The organism is Paracoccus jiaweipingae (genome assembly GCF_044335505.1).
GTDB lineage: Bacteria > Pseudomonadota > Alphaproteobacteria > Rhodobacterales > Rhodobacteraceae > Paracoccus.
This window is the reverse complement of the sequence record NZ_JBISBS010000002.1, coordinates 47,054-64,936: the sequence shown is the minus strand read 5'-3', so window position 1 is coordinate 64,936 and position 17,883 is coordinate 47,054. Positions and strand designations below refer to the sequence as shown.

Annotated in this window: 14 protein-coding genes; 10 read left to right on the top strand and 4 right to left on the bottom strand. The window is 65.9% G+C overall.

What is annotated here, in order from left to right; genetic code table 11:
• Positions 1-143: 143 nt before the first annotated feature.
• From ACFXP9_RS03740 to ACFXP9_RS03725, 4 genes are read left to right on the top strand one after another with little or no spacing between them, the layout of a single operon-like run.
• Positions 144-440 (top strand): DUF2849 domain-containing protein, encoded by a 297-nt coding sequence (locus tag ACFXP9_RS03740; RefSeq protein WP_397205922.1) that lies wholly within the window; start codon positions 144-146, stop codon positions 438-440.
• Positions 440-2,110 (top strand): nitrite/sulfite reductase, encoded by a 1,671-nt coding sequence (locus ACFXP9_RS03735; RefSeq protein WP_397205920.1) that lies wholly within the window; start codon positions 440-442, stop codon positions 2,108-2,110. Before ACFXP9_RS03740 ends, ACFXP9_RS03735 begins: the two co-directional genes overlap by 1 nt.
• Entirely contained in the window at positions 2,097-2,825 is a 729-nt protein-coding gene (locus ACFXP9_RS03730) for a phosphoadenylyl-sulfate reductase (RefSeq protein WP_397205918.1), read from the top strand. Before ACFXP9_RS03735 ends, ACFXP9_RS03730 begins: the two co-directional genes overlap by 14 nt.
• The gene (locus ACFXP9_RS03725; protein WP_397205916.1) at positions 2,822-3,217 is read left to right on the top strand and encodes a DUF934 domain-containing protein; all 396 of its coding nucleotides are present in this window, start codon (positions 2,822-2,824) and stop codon (positions 3,215-3,217) included. Before ACFXP9_RS03730 ends, ACFXP9_RS03725 begins: the two co-directional genes overlap by 4 nt.
• Before the next feature lie 111 nt (positions 3,218-3,328).
• Here the strand turns inward: ACFXP9_RS03725 and murJ are convergent, their stop codons facing one another.
• From murJ to ACFXP9_RS03710, 3 genes are all read right to left on the bottom strand, one after another.
• The gene (gene murJ / locus ACFXP9_RS03720; RefSeq protein ID WP_397205914.1) at positions 3,329-4,870 is read right to left on the bottom strand and encodes a murein biosynthesis integral membrane protein MurJ; all 1,542 of its coding nucleotides are present in this window, start codon (positions 4,868-4,870) and stop codon (positions 3,329-3,331) included.
• Positions 4,871-5,076: 206 nt separating this feature from the next.
• A complete protein-coding gene (locus ACFXP9_RS03715; RefSeq protein ID WP_397206627.1) occupies positions 5,077-7,845 on the bottom strand; it encodes a [protein-PII] uridylyltransferase in 2,769 nt (922 codons plus the stop codon).
• Positions 7,846-7,868: 23 nt separating this feature from the next.
• Complete coding sequence (locus ACFXP9_RS03710; RefSeq protein WP_397205912.1) at positions 7,869-9,059, bottom strand: penicillin-binding protein activator; 1,191 nt, start codon at positions 9,057-9,059, stop codon at positions 7,869-7,871.
• Positions 9,060-9,346: 287 nt separating this feature from the next.
• Here ACFXP9_RS03710 and rsmI point away from each other — a divergent pair, with 287 nt between their 5' ends.
• From rsmI to gshB, 3 genes are all read left to right on the top strand, one after another.
• Positions 9,347-10,168 (top strand): 16S rRNA (cytidine(1402)-2'-O)-methyltransferase, encoded by an 822-nt coding sequence (rsmI, locus tag ACFXP9_RS03705; RefSeq protein ID WP_397206625.1) that lies wholly within the window; start codon positions 9,347-9,349, stop codon positions 10,166-10,168.
• Positions 10,165-10,587, top strand: a complete 423-nt coding sequence (locus ACFXP9_RS03700) for a YraN family protein (protein ID WP_397205910.1) — start codon at positions 10,165-10,167, stop codon at positions 10,585-10,587. The genes rsmI and ACFXP9_RS03700 overlap by 4 nt, the downstream gene beginning before the upstream one ends.
• 69 nt (positions 10,588-10,656) lie before the next feature.
• On the top strand, positions 10,657-11,616 hold the full coding sequence (gene gshB / locus ACFXP9_RS03695; RefSeq protein ID WP_397205908.1) for a glutathione synthase: 960 nt from the start codon (positions 10,657-10,659) through the stop codon (positions 11,614-11,616).
• A 631-nt stretch (positions 11,617-12,247) separates the two neighbouring features.
• Here gshB and ACFXP9_RS03690 read toward each other — a convergent pair.
• Positions 12,248-13,762 carry a YifB family Mg chelatase-like AAA ATPase gene (locus tag ACFXP9_RS03690; RefSeq protein WP_397205906.1) on the bottom strand — a complete coding sequence of 505 codons (1,515 nt, stop codon included), beginning with the start codon at positions 13,760-13,762 and terminating at the stop codon, positions 12,248-12,250.
• Between the two features lie 144 nt (positions 13,763-13,906).
• On the opposite strand from ACFXP9_RS03690, the gene coaBC reads away from it, so the two are divergent.
• Genes coaBC through sufB form a run of 3 tightly spaced genes read left to right on the top strand, consistent with a single transcriptional unit; the run spans position 13,907 to position 17,769 of the window.
• Complete coding sequence (coaBC, locus tag ACFXP9_RS03685) at positions 13,907-15,163, top strand: bifunctional phosphopantothenoylcysteine decarboxylase/phosphopantothenate--cysteine ligase CoaBC (RefSeq protein ID WP_397205904.1); 1,257 nt, start codon at positions 13,907-13,909, stop codon at positions 15,161-15,163.
• Positions 15,160-16,203: a cysteine desulfurase family protein gene (locus tag ACFXP9_RS03680; protein WP_397210003.1), complete on the top strand. Its 1,044-nt coding sequence runs from the start codon at positions 15,160-15,162 to the stop codon at positions 16,201-16,203. The genes coaBC and ACFXP9_RS03680 overlap by 4 nt, the downstream gene beginning before the upstream one ends.
• A gap of 33 nt (positions 16,204-16,236) precedes the next feature.
• Positions 16,237-17,769 carry a Fe-S cluster assembly protein SufB gene (gene sufB / locus ACFXP9_RS03675; protein ID WP_397205901.1) on the top strand — a complete coding sequence of 511 codons (1,533 nt, stop codon included), beginning with the start codon at positions 16,237-16,239 and terminating at the stop codon, positions 17,767-17,769.
• Positions 17,770-17,883 lie beyond the last annotated feature (114 nt).

Below are 17,883 nucleotides of genomic sequence, written 5' to 3'. Positions count from 1 at the left end.
AAAGGTTTTTCCCTTTTGTCCCCGCGCCGCAGAAACCGCGTTCCGGCAGCGGGGTGAAAATCGACCAAACCGCTTTATTGGGTCGCGGCGCCGCGACGGCTAGCTTGTGGACAGCACAAATTCACCAAGCAAGGAAGCCGCCAATGGCCCGCGCCACACATCACATCGTCACCGCCAGCGACCTGCGTTCGGGCGAGGTCGTCTATCTGACAGCCCGCAATGACTGGTCGGTGCGCATGTGTGACGCGCAGGTGATGGACGCGCCCGATGCCGCAGCCGCCAGCCTTGCCTGGGCCGAGCTGCAACAGGCCGATATCGTCGGGCCTTACCTGACCTCGGTGCAGGTGCAACAGGGCCACGCCGCCCCCGACCATTTCCGCGAGGCGTTCCGCGCCACCGGCCCCTCGAACCGCTTTCACGGCAAGCAGGAGCGCGCGTAATGTATCACTATAACGATTTCGACCGTGCCGCGCTGGATGCCCGCAACGCACAGTTCCGCGCGCAGGTGGTCCGCCGTCTGGATGGCAGCCTGACCGAGGATGAATTCCGCCCGCTGCGGCTGATGAACGGCGTTTACCTGCAATTGCACGCCTATATGCTGCGTATCGCCATTCCCTATGGCACGCTGAACAGCGCGCAGATGCGCCGGCTGGCCGATGTGGCTGATCGCTGGGACCGGGGCTATGGCCATTTCACCACCCGCCAGAACATCCAGTTCAACTGGCCGAAATTGCCGGATATTCCCGACATTCTGGATGCGCTGGGGCAGGTCGGCATTCACGCCATCCAGACCAGCGGCAATTGCGTGCGCAATGTCACCGCCGATCATTTCGCCGGTGCCGCCGCGGACGAGGTCGCGGACCCGCGCCCCTATGCCGAGCTGCTGCGCCAGTATTCCACCGACCACCCGGAATTTCAGTTCCTGCCGCGCAAGTTCAAGATCGCCATCACCGGCAGCCCCAATGACCGCGCCGTGACGCGCGCCCATGATATCGGCCTGCGGATGATCCGTCAGGGCGATGCCGAGGGGTTCGAGGTGCTGATCGGCGGCGGTCTGGGCCGCACGCCGATGGTTGGCAAGGTGGTCCGCGACTTTCTGCCCGCCGCCGAGCTGTTGCCCTATGTCGAGGCGATTCTGGGCGAATTCAACGCCCTTGGCCGGCGCGATAACAAATACAAGGCGCGGCTGAAAATTGCCGTGCATGAATTGGGGATCGACCATCTGCGCGACCGGATCGAGGCCCGTTTCCAGCGCCTGCGCGATGAATGGAAGGGTGCCGATCAGGCCATTCTGGACGATATTCGCAGCCAGTTCGCGCCGCCTGCTTTCGTGCCCGGCGACAATGCCGCCTATGATGCCGCGCGGGCCTCGGACCCGGTGTTTCGCAGCTTTGCCGACACCAACCTGACAGCGCATCGCCGTGACGACCACGCCATTGTCAGCATCAGCCTGAAGGCGCATGGCGACACGCCGGGCGATTGCAGCAGCGACCAGATGCGGGTGCTGGCCGATCTGGCGCAGCACTATGGCTATGACGAATTGCGCATCAGCCATGAACAGAACGTGGTGCTGCCGCATATTCGCCGCGACGACCTGCCCGCGGTTCATGCCGCCCTGCGCGCGGCGGGGCTGGCCACGGCCAATATCGGGCTGGCATCCGACATTATCGCCTGCCCCGGCATGGATTACTGCGCGCTGGCGACGGCGCGGTCGATCCCGGTGGCGCAGGCCATCGCCGTGCAGCTGCGCGAAGAGGGGATCGAGGACGCCATCGGCCCCCTCAAGATCAAGATCTCGGGCTGCATCAATGCCTGCGGGCATCACCATGTCGGCCATATCGGCATCCTTGGGCTGGATCGCGCCGGGGTCGAAAATTACCAGGTCACGCTGGGGGGCAGCGCGGATGAGAACCTGAAAATGGGTGAACGCGCCGGTCCCGGCTTCAGCTATGACGCGCTGGTTCCGGCGCTGGTGGCGATGCTGCGGCACTATCTGGCGATCCGCGCCGACGCCGCTGAAACCTTTGCACAGGCGGTCGCCCGGCTTGGCACCGCACCGTTCAAGCAGGCGCTGTATGCCGAACAGGGGGTGGCCCATGCCGCACAGTGATCTGACCGCACTGGCCGCCGAATATGCCGCGCTGGACGCGCCGCAGCGCCTGACCCGCGCCTTGCGTCACCCGGCGCTGGGGCGGCTGGCGGTGGTGTCCTCGTTCGGGGCCGATTCGGTGGTGCTGCTGCATCTGGCCGCGCAGGCCGACCGTGACCTGCCGGTGATCTTTCTGGACACGCAGATGCTGTTTGCCGAAACGCTGACCTATCAGCATCAGGTGGCACAGCGGCTGGGGCTGCGCGACCTTCGGGTGATCCGGCCCAATCCCGGCGATCTGGCGCTGGACGACCCTGACGGCTATCTGCATCGCCGCGATGCCGATGCCTGCTGCGCGATCCGCAAGACACGGCCGCTGGAACAGGCGCTGGAGGGGTTTGACGCATGGGCCACCGGGCGCAAGCGGTTCCAGTCCGACAGCCGCGCCGCCCTGCCCGTGATCGAGGCCGAGGCCGGCACCCGCCGGATCAAGCTGAACCCGCTGGCCGACTGGTCCGCGACCGATCTGGCCGCCTATATGGACCGCCACGACCTGCCGCGTCACCCGCTGGTCGCCAGGGGCTTTCGGTCCATCGGCTGCGCGCCCTGCACCAGCCCGACCAAGGCTGGCGAAGACCCCCGTGCCGGTCGCTGGCGCGGGCAGGACAAGGTCGAATGCGGCATTCATTTCGAAAATGGCCGCATCGTCCGGCCCCGGCAGGAGGAAGCAGCATGAGCGTGATCGTCACCGATACCGGCTTTGCGCCCGATGACTGGCAACTGGGCTGGGGCAGCGATGGCGCGGGTGTCGATCTGGCCGCCGATACCGACCCCGACGCGCTGGACCCGGCGCTGATGCAGGCGCCCGCGATCCGCATCCCCTTTGCCGCCTTTTCGGACGGGCGCGGGTTTACGCTGGCCCGCAGCCTGCGCCGGGCGGGCTATGCCGGGCGGCTGCGGGCGGCGGGGCATGTGCTGGCCGATCAATACGCGATGGCCCGGCGCACCGGCTTTGACGAGGTCGAAATCAGCGCCGATCTGGCCGCCCGCCAGCCGCAGGATCAGTGGCTGGCACGGGCGGATTGGCGGGCGCATGACTATCAGGCGCGGCTGCGCGGGGCGGGTTAAGCGGCGGGGCGGTCAGGCGCTGGCACCGGGGCAACAGCCCCAAGGGTCGCGTCCTCACCGCGCCCCGCGGCGCGCGGCCTTCGACCGACAGGTCGCGCTGTCGGTGCCCATTCAGCCCCGGCGCAGCCCGGCCTTCAGGTCCGAGGCCGCGAACGCCCCCAGCGCCAGCGCCGCCAGCCCGTAAACCGCCATTCCCCCCAGAACCAGCAGCGCCAGCGCGGCATAGCGCAGCCCGCCGGTTGCCAGCATTTCGGCCAGCGCCAGCCGCATCGCCCACAGCGCCGCCCCCATGATGGCAGAAGCCAGCGCGATCCGTGGCAGGCGGTGGCGCATCCGGTCATCCAGCTGCGCGGCACTGCCGAATTGCCGCGCCCCGCGCCACAGCTGCGCCAGCATCACCCAGCCCGCAATCGTGGTCGCCCATGCGGCGGCGGAAAAGCCGATCAGCGGCGCCGCGCCAATGGCGATCACCGCATTCACCACCATCGCCCACAGCGCGAAACGAAACGGGCTGCGCGTATCCTCGCGTGCAAAGAACAGCGGTTGCAGCACCTTTTGCAGGGTAAAGGCGGGCAGCCCGGCGCCGTAAATGGCCAGCGCCAGCGCCGTGGGCGCGACATCAGCGGCGTCAAACGCCCCGCGCCCGAACAGCACCGCAATCAGCGGCCCGGCAATCACCACCAGCGCCACGGCGGCGGGCAGGGTCAGAAACAGCGCAAATTCCGCCGCTCGGTTATAAGCATGGCGGCCGCCGCTGTGATCGCCGGCCTTCAGGCGGCGCGAAATATCGGGCAACAGCACGACGCCGATGGCAATCCCCACCACCCCCAGCGGCAGCTGATACAGCCGGTCGGCATAGGTCAGCCAGGCAATGGCGCCGTCAAAAAACGACCCCACCTGACGCCCGACCAGCAGGTTGATCTGAACCACCCCCCCGGCCAGAACCGCAGGCGCCGCCACCGCCAGCAGGCGCTTCATATCCGGTGTCAGGCGCGGGCGGCGCAGGCGCAGGGGAAATCCCATGCGGCTGGCCGCGACCCAGACAGTGACCAGTTGCGCAATCCCGGCGATGGGGGTGGACCATGACATCGCCAGCCCCATATCCCAGCCCATCCGGTCAGCCAGCACCATCGCCGCGATCAGCACCACATTCATCAGCACCGGCGCGGCGGCAGCGGCCATGAACCGCCCGCCCGCGTTCAGCAGCCCCGACAATAACGCCGTCAGCGAAATGAACAGGATATAGGGAAAACAGATCCGGCCATAGGTCACCGCCAGATCGAAACGCTGATCGCCCGCGAACCCCGCCGCCTGTGCCAGCACCAGCCACGGCATGGCCAGCGTCGCCAGAACCGACACCCCCAGCACCACGGTTGCCAGCCCGGAAAAGGCGGCCTCGGCAAAGGCGCGGGGGTCTTCGTCTGCCTCCAGCTTCTTGGCGAACATCGGCACGAAGGCGGTGTTAAAGGCCCCTTCGGCAAAGAAACGGCGGAACATATTGGGCAGGGTAAAGGCCACCAGATAGGCCTGCGCCACCGGCCCCGACCCCAGAAACGCCGCGATCATCATGTCCCGGATAAAGCCCACCGCGCGGCTGGCCAATGTCCAGCCCCCGACAGTAACAAAGCCCCGGACCAGACGGATGGGTTTCATGCTGCGGCCTTTCCTGGACAGTCATCTGGCGTTGCTTACGCCGGGCGCGGGGCGCTGTCCACAGCCGCCCCATCCCCACCGCCAGCCGCGGCGCGCATCCGGCGACGTAACCGGCCCTCGCTTCTGTCTGAAATACCTTCGGGGGGAATTGGCGCCAGCCAATGGGGGGCAGACAGCCCCCCCCTGGGGCCGTCCCCGAATCGCCCTCAGCGCGGCTGGCTTCCGGCGCGGTCGGCCCCGGCGCGGATGGCGTCGCGCAGCTTTTCCTCAAGTGCGGCGCGCTTGTCAGTGCTGTGCAGCTTCATCCCGAACATATCCTTGACATAAAAGCTGTCGACCACCTGCGCGCCGAATGTGGCGATGACGGCGCTGGCGATCTGGATATGGTTCGTCGCCAGCGTCCGGGTCAGGTCATAAAGCAGGCCGGGCCGGTCACGGGTGTCGACCTCGATAATGGTATAGATGTCGCTGCCCTCGTTATCGAAGGTGACATGGGTCGGAAAACGGAAGGCGCGTTCGCGCTTCTTGATCCGGTCCTTGTCGGCAAAGGCGTCGCGGGCCACCACGTCGCCTGACAGGATCTTCTGGATCATCCCGCGCAGCCGGGGCAGCCGGTCCGAGGAATAGGGATGCCCCTCGCCATCCTGAACCCAGAACACTGCGGTGGCGAAACCGTCCTTGCTGGTATAGGTGCGCGCATCCACTACATTGGCCCCGACCAGCGCCAGTGCCCCGGCCAGCCGCGAAAAGATCCCCGGATGGTCGGCCAGCACAAAGGCGGCGCGGGTGGCGTCGCGATCGGGGTCAGGGTGCAGGTCGATGCGGATCTCGTCCGGGCCGATGCCGCGCAGCAATTGCGCAAAGACGGCATGGGTCTCGGTCGGCAGGCCCGGCCAATAGGCGTCGTAATGGCGCTTGGTCTCGGCGCGGATATCGCCGGCCTCCCATCCCTTGGCGATCAGCAGATGGCGCAGCGCGCGCTTGGCCTCGCCGGATCGCTTGTCGCGGTTCAGCTCTTCCATGCCGTTTTCCAGTGCCGCGGCGGTTTCCGCGTGCAGGCGCCGGATCAGCATGGCTTTCCAGTTATTCCAGGTGTTCGGCCCGACGCCGCGAATATCGCAGACCGTCAGCACCGTCAGCAGGTCCAGCCGCTTGCGCGTCTTGACCGCCTTGGCAAAGTCGCGCAGCGTGCGCGGGTCGGAAATATCGCGCTTTTGCGCCACGTCCGACATCAGCAGGTGATTGCGCACCAGCCATTCGACATCGGCGGTGGCGCGGGCGGAAAAGCGCAGCCGGGTGCAGACCCGGCGCGCGATCCTTGCCCCCAGGATGGAATGGTCCTCGGGGCGGCCCTTGCCGATATCATGCATCAGCACGGCCATATACAGCACCTTGCGATCCACGCCGCCTTTGATGATCGCGGTCGACAGCGGCAGGTCGTCCACCGCCTCTCCGCGTTCGATCTGGGCCAGCGCGGCAATGCACTGGATGCTGTGTTCGTCCACGGTATAGCTGTGATAGACGTTGAACTGCATCATCGCGACGATGGGTTCGAATTCGGGCAGCCACGCGGCCAGCACCCCCAGTTCGTTCATCCGCCGCAGCGACCGTTCCGGGTTGCCGTGCCGGACCAGCAGATCCATGAAAATGCGGGCGGCCTCGGGGCTGTTGCGCATCTTGTCGTCGATCAGGTCCAGATTGCTGGACACCAGCCGCATGGCCTCGGGGTGGATCAGGGTGCCGGTGCGCAGGGCCTCTTCGAACAGCCGCAGCAGGTTCAGCGGGTCGGCCAGAAACGTGGCCTCGTCGCCCACATTCAGCCGCCCGGTGTCGTGGACAAAGGGCGGGCGCAGCCGCCGGCGGCGGTTCAGCAGCCGTTCAAGGATCGGGGGTTTGCGGACATGGCGCGCCTCGAGCGCGGTCAGGAAGACGCGGGTCACATCGCCCACGCGGGTGGCGTGCAGGAAATATTCCTGCATGAAATGTTCCACCGCGCGGCGGCCGTGACCGTCCTCATAGCCCATGCGCCGGGCGACCTCGACCTGCATGTCGAAGGTCAGCTGTTCCACCGGGCGCCCGGCAACCAGATGCATGTGACAGCGCACCGCCCACAGGAAATCCTCGGCCTGCCAGAAGATGCGGTGTTCGTCGCGGCTGAAAAAGCCCAGATCGACCAGCTCGACCGCGCGGTCGACGCGGTGGATATATTTCGCGATCCAATACAGGGTTTGCAGGTCACGCAGCCCGCCCTTGCCCTCTTTGACATTGGGTTCCAGCAGGTAACGCTGGCCGCCCTGCCGGTCGTGACGGGCGCTGCGTTCGTCCAGCTTGGCCTCGATGAACTGGCTGACCGTACCGGAAAACAGCTCGGACCACAGGCGGTCGCGCAGGGTTTCCGCGCCATGGGCATGGCCGCAGACATAGCGCGATTCCAGCAGCGCGGTGCGGATGGTCATGTCATCGGTGCCAAGCCGCAGGCAGTCGCTGACCGACCGCGTTGCATGCCCGACCTTCAGCTTCAGATCCCACAGCATATACAGCATGGATTCGACCATGCTTTCGGCCCATGCGGTGGTTTTCCACGGGGTCAGAAACAGCAGGTCGACATCGGATTGCGGGGCCATCTCGGCCCGGCCATAGCCACCCACGGCCAGCACGGTCAGGCGCTCGGCCTCGGTCGGGTTGGGCCGCGGGTGCAGGCGGGTGGTGGCGATGTGATGGACCGCGGCGACGATGCCATCGGTGATGGCCGCGATGGCGCGCACGGTCTCGCGCGCGGCGCGGGGGTGGGTCTCGAACCCGGCGATGACATCGGCCATGGCCTGCGCGCGGGCCTCGGACAGCAGGGCGACGGTGCGGGCGCGGATCTGGCGCGGGTCGCTGCAATCGGCCAGCGCGGCGTCCAGATCGGGCAGGAAATCATCGGGGGTAAAGACCGGATGCGCCCCCGGCAGGGCGGGGGCGCTTTGCGGCAGGTCGGTATCGGTCGCGCTCAAGGTCAGAACCCGGCGCCGCCAAAGCTGCGCGGTGCGGGGTCAAGGATGACCACCTGCTTGTTGCGGATGGTGGCCACGGACAGGCCGCGTTCATTGGTGCCGTCGGCCCGCAGGCGGAAGGTGCCTGCCACCCCCGCGAACCCGCCCGAGCGCGTCAGCCCGGCGGTGGTCAGCGCGTCCTTGCGCCCCCTGGCCGCCAGCGAGGCAATCGCCGCCACCCCGTCATAGGCCAGCGGCGCAAGGTCATGCGGCGCGCTGCCATAGGTCTGGCGATAGCGCTGCTCGAACGCCGATTTCAGCGTGGTGTCGGGAATGGCGAACCAGCCGCCCTGCACGCCGGGCAGTTCCAGCCGCGTGGCCGGGGTGTCCCAGCGCGTCAGGCCCATGAACTGTGCCGTGGCCGAGGTCACACCCTGTTCATGCAGCCGGTCGGTCAGATAGGGCAGCACGGCTTCGGCATTGGCGGTCATGAACACCGCATCGGCCTTGCGGTCCTTGGCCACCGCCGCGACCTGCGGCACGATGGCGTCGATCCCGGTCTTGGACACGGCATGGCTGGCCTTGCCCGCCAGCGTCACCCCATTGCGGGCCACGGCGCGTTCCACCGCATGGGCGCCGATCTGGCCGGCGACATCGTTTTCAGCCACCAGCAGGATGCGTTTCTTGCCCTGCCGCTTGCCAAAGCGGATCAGACGGTCGGCCACGTTGTCGAAGGTGTTGCCCAGAACAAAGACGTTGCCGCCCGCGATCTCGGCATTATTCGAAAAGGCCAGCACGTTGACATTGTTATCCTTGACGGCGTTTCCGGCGGCATTGGCGGCTTCGGCGAACAGCGGGCCAAGGATGATCTTGGCGCCTTCGGCCACGGCCTTGTCGGCCTGCGCGGCGGCCTGCCCGGCATCGCCCGCCGTGTCATAGACGCGCAGGTCGATCTGCGCGCCTTTCGCGTCCGCCGCCGCCATTTTCGCGGCGTTGATCAGCGATTTCGACAGCTCTTCCAGATGCGGGTTGCCGGTGCCGCCCGGCACCAGCAGGGCCACCGGAACCGGCTGGCCGGGGTCGATCTGCTGGCCGGTCTGCGGGCCTTGCCCAAGCCCCGCAACCGGGGCATCACAGGCAGCCAGCGCCAGGGCCGAGGCCAGCGCGGCCAGTTTGGGCAGAGGTTTCGGGGTCAGGCGGGCAAGTGCGAACATCTGATGATTCCCTGCTGGAACGGGTTAAAAACATGATGCTTGCAGGTTATTGGTTGATCACCGGCATGGCAACGTGTCTGCTGGCCCGAATTCGTCCCGCCCCGATGCCCCACTGACCGGCCCGCCGGCCCTTTGCGGGCGGGGCGGCGCAATGACTGCAAGGAAACCCGATGTCCCGACCCGATCAGACCGCGCCCCGGCCCGCGCAAGACAAGTCCGCGCAGGACAGGCCCGCGCAAGACCACCCCGCGCGCATTCGCGCCGACCGGCTTGAGCCGGGGCTTTACATGGTCGCCACCCCGATCGGCGCGGCGCGCGACATTACGCTGCGGGCGCTGGATGTGCTGAATGCCGCCGATCTGCTGGCCGCCGAGGATACGCGGCGCATGCGGCACCTGCTGGACATTCACGGCATTCCGCTGCGCGGGCGGCGCATTCTGGCCTATCACGACCATAATGCCGATCAGGCCCGGCCCGCCATCCTTCAGGCGCTGGCGGCGGGGGGCAGCGTGGCCTATGCCTCGGATGCGGGGACGCCGCTGGTGGCCGATCCCGGCTATCGGCTGGGGCGCGACGTGCTGGCCGAGGGCGGGCGGGTGATCGCCGTGCCCGGCGCATCGGCGGCACTGGCGGCGCTGACCGTGTCGGGACTGCCAAGCGACAAATTCCTGTTTGCCGGGTTTCCACCCGCCCCCAGATCAGCGCGCAAGACCTGGCTGGAAAAATGGACCAGCGCCGAAGCGACGGTGATTTTGTTCGAAAGTCCAAGGCGCGTTAAGCAAACATTAGATATTTTGTGCGAAACAGACCCAGAACGTGAGATGGTGATGTGCCGCGAACTGACCAAGCGATTCGAGGAGGTCATGCGCGGCACCGTTGCTGATGTGGCCGCACGCCTGCCCGATACCGGCATCAAGGGCGAGGTCGTGCTGCTGCTGGCCCCGGCACAGGTGCAGGTGGGGCAGGGGCATGACCTTGATGCCGAACTGCGTCAGCGGCTTGGGGTGATGTCGGTGCGCGATGCCGCTGATGCCGTGGCGGCGCTGACAGGGCTGAAGCGGCGCGCGGTTTATAACCGGGCGCTGGAACTGGATGGAGGTAAGACATGATGGCATTGGATATTCAGCAGACCCATTCGCGCGCTTTGCGTGGCGGGTCTGGCCGGCGTGCGGCGCGTGGCGCGATGGCCTTTACCTCGGGCCTGCTGGCCGAGGATAACGTGGCCGCGCATTATGCCCAGGGCGGCGCAACTGTGCTGGCCCGCCGGTGGCGTGGCCGCGCCGGCGAGATTGACCTGATCGTCAGGCAGGGCGATGGGGTTGTCTTTGTCGAGGTCAAAAAAGCCGCGACGACCGATCTGGCCGCATGGCGGCTGAACCGGCGGCAGATGGACCGGATCTGTCTGGCGGCGGTGGAATATTGCGAACGGTTCACAACGGGCACCCTGACACCGATGCGCTTTGACGCGGCGCTGGTCGATGATCTGGGCCGGATCGAGGTGGTGCAGAACGCGTTTGGGATGAACTGATTCCGGCTTGCGCCCCGTCATGGCTTGGGGGACAAGTTTCACAGTCTTGCCGCAGCGAAAGGGAAACGGATGGGCCTGAAGATTGCCTTGCAAATGGACCCGATCGAGGATGTTTCGGTCAGTGCCGACAGCACGTTTCGCATCGGTCTGGAGGCCGAATCGCGGGGTCATACGCTGTTTCAATATACCGTTGATCGTCTGCGCTATGACGAAGGTCAGATCCGCGCAGTCGGGCGTTCAGTGACACTGCGCCGCGATCAGGGCGATCATGTGACTTTCGGTGACTGGCGCGATGTGGATCTGGCTGATTTCGATGTGGTCTGTCTGCGGCAGGACCCGCCTTTTGACATGGGCTATATCACCTCGACCCATTTGCTGGACCGGATCAAGGCCACGACGCTGGTGGTGAACGATCCGTTCTGGGTGCGCAATTGCCCTGAAAAACTGATGGTTCTGGATTTTCCCGACCTGACGCCGCCGACGATCATTGCCCGCGATACGGATGCGATCCGCGCATTTCGTCAGCGTCACGGCGATATTGTGGTCAAGCCGCTTTACGGCAATGGCGGGGCGGGTGTGTTTGTGCTGCGAGAGGGTGATGCCAACCTTGCCTCGCTAATGGAAACCTTTGCGGCGATGAACCGCGAGCCGGTGATTGCGCAAAAATTCCTGCCCGAGGTGGTCAAGGGCGACAAGCGTATCATTCTGGTCGACGGTGTTGTGGCCGGTGCGATCAATCGTGTGCCCGCTGCGGGCGAGGCGCGTTCCAACATGCATGTCGGCGGTCGCCCCGAGAAGGTCGGCCTGACCGCGCGCGAGCACGAGATCTGCGCCCGGCTGGCCCCGGTGCTGCGCGAAAAGGGGCTTTTGTTCACCGGGATTGACGTGATCGGCGACTGGCTGACCGAGATCAACGTTACCTCGCCCACCGGCATACAGGAGTTAGAGCGTTTCGACGGCGTGAATGCCGCCCAAATGATCTGGGAGGCGGTCGAACAACGCTGGTCCCGCGATTACGCCGGACGCTGAGGCGCTTTCCGGGTTCAAGGTATCTGGTGGCGCCCTGAGCAAGGTTATGCCTCCCGCGTTTGGCTTTGGCGGCGTTCGCATTGCGTGGCTGGCTCTGCCAGTAGCAAGGTAATTTTCAAGGACGCAGTTCATTTGTGCGCCCTTAAATCGGCGGTTATTTACCCGCGGCAAGCCTGTATTGGTAGCGCTTGCCGCGTTTCGGTGTTGGGATAGATATGTCGACCCGCTTCGGATAATGCTGTGTGTGCTGTGGTGGGGCTCTTGGTACGGATTGCGGTGCCGTGGAACCTGCGGCAGGTGCATCAGTCGCGCGATAGCTTTAGCTCTTCAGGTCGGGGGGTAGTGCTTTCAAGGCACGGTGAAACATCAGCGGAACCGCTCTGAGGCGAGATCGAATCTTGCGGGATGGTCTTGAACCTTTTGGACCGCGATTACCAGCTTCCCCAGACTTCCTGCTTTTCCAAAACAGCGCCGTCACCTGAAATGCGGCGCGGCTATGCTTACTGGGGATACATGGATATGCCCCACAGGCAGAACGACCAAAAGCGGCGTGCCTGACCTTTGAGCATATGACACATCCGCCCGTGTCCGGCGGCAGCCTGATGGGGGGGGCCGTGCGTCGGCGTGCCGATCAGCCGCCTTGCAAAAATGGCAGGCGATAGCCGATGGCCTCGGCCAGATGGGCGCGTTCGACGCGGGGGCTGTGGTCCAGATCGGCGATGGTGCGGGCGGTGCGTAAAATCCGGTGATAGCCGCGCGCCGTCAGCCCCAGCCGGTCGGCAGCGCGGGCGATCAGGGCGCGACCGGCCGCATCGGGGGCCGCGACCTGTTCCAGCAGCGCCCCCGACGCATCGGCATTGACCTGCACCCCGGCCAGCCCGCGATACCGGTCTGCCTGCAATGCGCGCGCGGCGGCCACGCGGGCGGCGATGGTGGCGCTGTCGTCGCCGGTCGCGGGCAGTTCAAGGTCGGCAATCGACACGGCGGGCACCTCGATCCGCAGGTCGAAGCGGTCCAGCAACGGCCCCGACAGGCGGCCCAGATAATCGGCGCCGCAGGTGGGGGCCTTGGCGCAGGCGCGGTTGGCATCGGTCAGATAGCCGCAGCGGCAGGGATTGGCCGCCGCCACCAGCAAAAACCGGCAGGGATAGCGCATATGGGCATTGGCGCGGGCGACCACGACCTCGCCGGTTTCGATGGGCTGGCGCAGGGTTTCCAGCACCGATTTCGAAAATTCCGGCAATTCGTCCAGAAACAGCACGCCGTTATGGGCCATGCTGACCTCGCCGGGGCGGGCACCGCGCCCGCCGCCCACCATCGCTGCCATCGAGGCGGTGTGATGCGGTTCCCGGAAGGGCGCCTGACGCGAAATGCCGCCGTCATCCAGCAGCCCGGCCAGCGACTGGATCATCGAACTTTCCAGAGCCTCGGCGGCGGCAAGTGGCGGCAACAGGCCGGGCAGGCGCGCGGCCAGCATGGATTTCCCCGCACCGGGTGGCCCGCTGAGCAGCAGGTGATGGCGCCCGGCTGCGGCGATTTCCAGCGCCCGCTTGGCCCGTTCCTGCCCCTTGATGTCGCGCATATCGGTGTGGCGCGGCGGCATCTGCACCTCGCCGGGGCGGGCGCGGGTCAGGGGGGCGGTGCCGGTCAGGTGATGGACCGCATCGCGCAGGGTGGCGGAGGCAAAAACCGGGACCGCGTCGATCCACGCGGCCTCGGCCCCGCAGGCGGCGGGGCAGATCAGGGCGCGCCCGTCCTCGGACGCGGCAAGTGCGGCGGGCAGGGCGCCATTGACCGCCACCAGCCGCCCGTCCAGCGACAATTCCCCCAGCGACACCACGCGGTCGATCTGGTCAGGGGGCAGAATATCCAGCGCCGCCAGCACCGCCAAAGCAATCGGCAGGTCGAAATGCGACCCCTCTTTTGGCAGGTCTGCGGGTGACAGGTTGACGGTGATCTTGCGCGCGGGCAGGGCCACGGACATGGCCTGAAACGCGGCGCGCACACGTTCGCGCGCCTCGGATACCGCCTTGTCAGGCAGGCCGACAATCGCAAAACCCGGCAAACCGGCGCTTAGCGATGCCTGAACCTCGACCAGCCGGGCCTCGACCCCGACAAAGGCGACCGTATGCGCGATCGCGACCATAGCTTCCCCATTCGCGGCTGCCCTTGCCCCGACATAGGCGCAAATGGTTAGGAAATGGTTAACATGGTCGCGCCCGGCGGCGATTTCTTGCCCCGCCGCGCCGAAGCGCCTATCTGAGGGGGCGAAACCATCACGGAGGGGACCATGCAGGGCAGCCGTATTTTGCTGATCGTGGGCGGCGGCATTGCCGCGTTCAAGACCCCGGAACTGATCCGCGCATTGCAGCGCGAGGGCGTGTCGGTCACCCCGGTGCTGACCACTGCCGGGGCGCAATTCGTCACCCCGCTGACCCTGTCCGCGCTGGCGGGCGAGCCATGTCATCAGGCGCTGTTCGACCTGACCCGAGAATCCGAGATGGGGCATATCCAGCTGTCGCGGGTGGCCGATCTGGTGGTGGTGGCGCCGGCGACTGCGGATCTGATGGCGAAAATGGCGGCTGGGGCGGCGGATGATCTGGCCTCGACCCTGCTGATGGCGACGGACAAGCCGGTGCTGATCGCGCCCGCGATGAATCTGCGCATGTGGGACCACCCGGCCACGCGCCGCAACCGTGACACGCTGGCCGATGACGGCATTGCCTTTGTCGGCCCTGACGAGGGCGACATGGCCTGTGGCGAATACGGGCCGGGCCGCATGGCCGAGCCTGACGCCATTGTCGCCGCCATCCGCGCGCAATTGCAGGCCGCGCGCCCGCTGCGATTGCCGCCGGAATCGGTGGTGTCGCTGCCCCGGCACCGCCCGCTGGCGGGGCGGCATGTGGTGGTGACCTCGGGTCCGACGCACGAGCCGATTGATCCGGTGCGCTATATCGCCAACCGGTCCAGCGGGGCGCAGGGCACGGCGATCGCGGCGGCGCTGCGCGATCTGGGCGCGCGGGTCAGCTTTGTCACTGGCCCGGCCGAGGTTGCGCCCCCCGACGGGGTGCAGGTGATCCGCGTCGAAACCGCCCGCCAGATGCGCGACGCGGTGCAGGCCGCCTTGCCCGCCGATGCGGCGGTGATGGCGGCGGCGGTTGCCGATTGGCGGGTGCTGAACGCCAGTGGCAGCAAGATGAAAAAGGATGGCTCGGGCCGCCCGCCAGCGCTGGAAATGGCCGAAAACCCCGACATTCTGGCCTGGGTCAGTCAGCCGGGGCCGGATCGCCCCGATCTGGTGGTGGGGTTCGCCGCCGAAACCGACGACGTGATCGCCAACGCGCTGGTCAAGCGCCGCCGCAAGGGCTGTGACTGGATCGTGGCCAATGATGTCAGCCCCGGCACCGGCATTATGGGCGGCAGCGAAAATGCCGTGTCGCTGATCACGGTCGACGGGGTCGAGGACTGGCCGCGCATGTCCAAGCCCGAGGTCGCCCGCCATCTGGCCGAACGCATTGCCAGCGCGCTGAACGGGGATGCGGAATGAGCCGGACCTATCTGGACTGGAACGCCACCACGCCGCTGCGCCCCGAGGCCCGCGCGGCGATGATCGCGGCGATGGAGATCACCGGCAACCCCTCCAGCGTCCATGCCGAGGGCCGGGCCGCGAAAACGGCGCTTGAGCGCGCCCGCGAGGAGGTGGCCGCCGCGCTGGGGGCCGAGGGTGCGGATGTGGTCTTTACCTCGGGCGCGACCGAGGCCGCGGCGCTGGCCATGGCCGGGCGCGGGCTGCATGGGGCGGCGGTCGAACATGATGCCGTGCGGGCGTGGTGTGGCGACAGCCTGCCGGTGGATGCGGGCGGTCTGGTCAGCGTCAGCGACCCGGCGGCCAGCACCCTGCAACTGGCCAACAGCGAAACCGGCGTCATCCAGACCCTGCCCGAGGGGCTGGCCGTCAGCGATCTGACGCAGGCTTTCGGAAAAATCCCGATGGCCTTTAACTGGCTGGGGGTCACGGCGGGGATCGTCAGCGCCCACAAGCTGGGTGGTCCCAAGGGGGTCGGCGCGCTGGTGCTGCGGCGCGGCACCGATATTGCCGCGCAGATCCGGGGTGGCGGTCAGGAACAGGGGCGCCGCGCCGGGACCGAGAACCTGACCGGCATCATGGGTTTCGCAGCGGCGGCAAAAGCGGCGCAAAATGATCTGGATCAAGGAATCTGGGAAAAAACGTCAGAAATCCGTGATTCGTTGCAGGCGCATCTGGAAAGCGCGACGGAAAATGTTACGTTTCCGGGGTGCGAATCCCGACGCTTGCCCAACACCCTGTCCATCCTGACACCGGGATGGCGGGGCGAAACACAGGTGATGCAGATGGATCTGGCCGGTTTTGCCGTTTCGGCGGGCTCGGCCTGTTCGTCGGGCAAGCTGCGCGCCAGCGGCGTGTTGCAGGCCATGGGAATCGCGGCGGAAAATGCGGGCGATGCAATTCGCGTCTCGTTCGGTCCGGGGGTGGATCAGCGGGATGCCATGCGTTTTGCGGATGTCTGGCTGGCGGCATGGGCGCGCTGGCGCGAACGGAACGGATGATGCTGGGGCTGCGGCCCTTCGGGAAGGAAGACGATGGCTGAACATCAGACCCAGATGCACGAGACGCAGGTGCGCGAAGGTGTCGACCGCGAGACGGTCGAAACCGTGCAGAACATGGGCAGCTATAAATATGGCTGGGATACCGAGATCGAGATGGACTATGCCCCCAAGGGCATTAACGAAGATATCGTCCGGCTGATCAGTCAGAAGAATAACGAACCCGAATGGATGCTGGACTGGCGACTGGCCGCGTTCCGCCGCTGGCAGACCATGACCGAACCCAAATGGGCGATGCTGAATTACCCTGAAATCGACTATCAGGACCAGTATTACTACGCCCGGCCCAAGTCGATGGAAACCAAGCCCAAATCGCTGGACGAGGTCGACCCAAAGCTGTTGGCGACCTATGAAAAGCTGGGGATTCCGCTGAAGGAACAGATGATCCTGGCCGGGGTCGAGGGGGCGGGCGACGCCCCTGCCGAGGCCCGCAAAGTGGCCGTGGACGCGGTGTTTGACAGTGTCAGCGTCGGCACCACCTTCAAGGACGAGCTAGCCAAAGCCGGGGTCATTTTCTGTTCCATCAGCGAGGCCATCCGCGAGCATCCCGAACTGGTGCAGAAATATCTTGGCAGCGTGGTGCCGCAATCGGACAATTTTTTCGCGACGCTGAACAGCGCCGTGTTCAGTGACGGGTCTTTCGTCTATATCCCGCCGAACACGCGCTGCCCGATGGAATTGTCGACCTATTTCCGCATCAATGCCGAAAATACCGGCCAGTTCGAGCGCACGCTGATCATTGCCGACAAGGGCAGCTATGTGTCCTATCTTGAGGGCTGCACCGCGCCCAAGCGCGACACCGCACAGCTGCACGCCGCCGTGGTCGAGATCGTGATTCTGGAAGATGCAGAGGTGAAATATTCCACCGTCCAGAACTGGTTCCCCGGCGATGAAGAGGGCAAGGGCGGCATCTATAACTTTGTCACCAAGCGCGCCGACTGCCGCGAGGACCGCGCCAAGGTAATGTGGACGCAGGTGGAAACCGGGTCCGCGATCACCTGGAAATACCCGTCCTGCATCCTGCGCGGCGATGACAGCAGCGGCGAATTCTATTCCATCGCCATTGCCAATAACGCGCAACAGGCCGATACCGGCACCAAGATGGTGCATCTGGGTCAGAACACCCGGTCGCGCATCGTGTCCAAGGGTATCAGCGCGGGCAAGGCGCAGAATACCTATCGCGGGCTGGTGTCGATGCACCCCAGGGCGGTGAACAGCCGCAACTATACCCAATGCGACAGCCTGCTGATCGGGGATAAATGCGGCGCCCATACCGTGCCCTATATCGAGGTCAAGAACACCAGTTCCCGCGTCGAACACGAGGCCACGACCAGCAAGGTCGATGATGACCAGCTGTTTTACTGTCGCGCCCGCGGCATGGGCGAGGAAGAGGCCATCGCCCTGATCGTAAACGGTTTCGCCAAAGAGGTGCTGCAAGCCCTGCCGATGGAATTCGCGATGGAGGCACAGTCGCTGGTGGCGATCAGCCTTGAAGGGTCGGTGGGGTGAGGGTCGCTGCAATCATGGCGGTGCTCTGTGCGATTGGGTTCAGCGTCATCTGGACGCTGTGGATGCACTATGATGGCCGCGACATATCATGGGTGAATGGTGGGGTCGCCGGTG

Coding starts and splice junctions, on each gene's coding strand:
- ACFXP9_RS03740 (WP_397205922.1), top strand. CDS start 144: ATGGCCCGCGCCACACATCACATCGTCACCGCCAGCGACCTGCGTTCG.
- ACFXP9_RS03735 (WP_397205920.1), top strand. CDS start 440: ATGTATCACTATAACGATTTCGACCGTGCCGCGCTGGATGCCCGCAAC.
- ACFXP9_RS03730 (WP_397205918.1), top strand. CDS start 2,097: ATGCCGCACAGTGATCTGACCGCACTGGCCGCCGAATATGCCGCGCTG.
- ACFXP9_RS03725 (WP_397205916.1), top strand. CDS start 2,822: ATGAGCGTGATCGTCACCGATACCGGCTTTGCGCCCGATGACTGGCAA.
- murJ (WP_397205914.1), bottom strand. CDS start 4,870: ATGAAACCCATCCGTCTGGTCCGGGGCTTTGTTACTGTCGGGGGCTGG.
- ACFXP9_RS03710 (WP_397205912.1), bottom strand. CDS start 9,059: ATGTTCGCACTTGCCCGCCTGACCCCGAAACCTCTGCCCAAACTGGCC.
- rsmI (WP_397206625.1), top strand. CDS start 9,347: ATGGTCGCCACCCCGATCGGCGCGGCGCGCGACATTACGCTGCGGGCG.
- ACFXP9_RS03700 (WP_397205910.1), top strand. CDS start 10,165: ATGATGGCATTGGATATTCAGCAGACCCATTCGCGCGCTTTGCGTGGC.
- gshB (WP_397205908.1), top strand. CDS start 10,657: ATGGGCCTGAAGATTGCCTTGCAAATGGACCCGATCGAGGATGTTTCG.
- ACFXP9_RS03690 (WP_397205906.1), bottom strand. CDS start 13,762: ATGGTCGCGATCGCGCATACGGTCGCCTTTGTCGGGGTCGAGGCCCGG.
- coaBC (WP_397205904.1), top strand. CDS start 13,907: ATGCAGGGCAGCCGTATTTTGCTGATCGTGGGCGGCGGCATTGCCGCG.
- ACFXP9_RS03680 (WP_397210003.1), top strand. CDS start 15,160: ATGAGCCGGACCTATCTGGACTGGAACGCCACCACGCCGCTGCGCCCC.
- sufB (WP_397205901.1), top strand. CDS start 16,237: ATGGCTGAACATCAGACCCAGATGCACGAGACGCAGGTGCGCGAAGGT.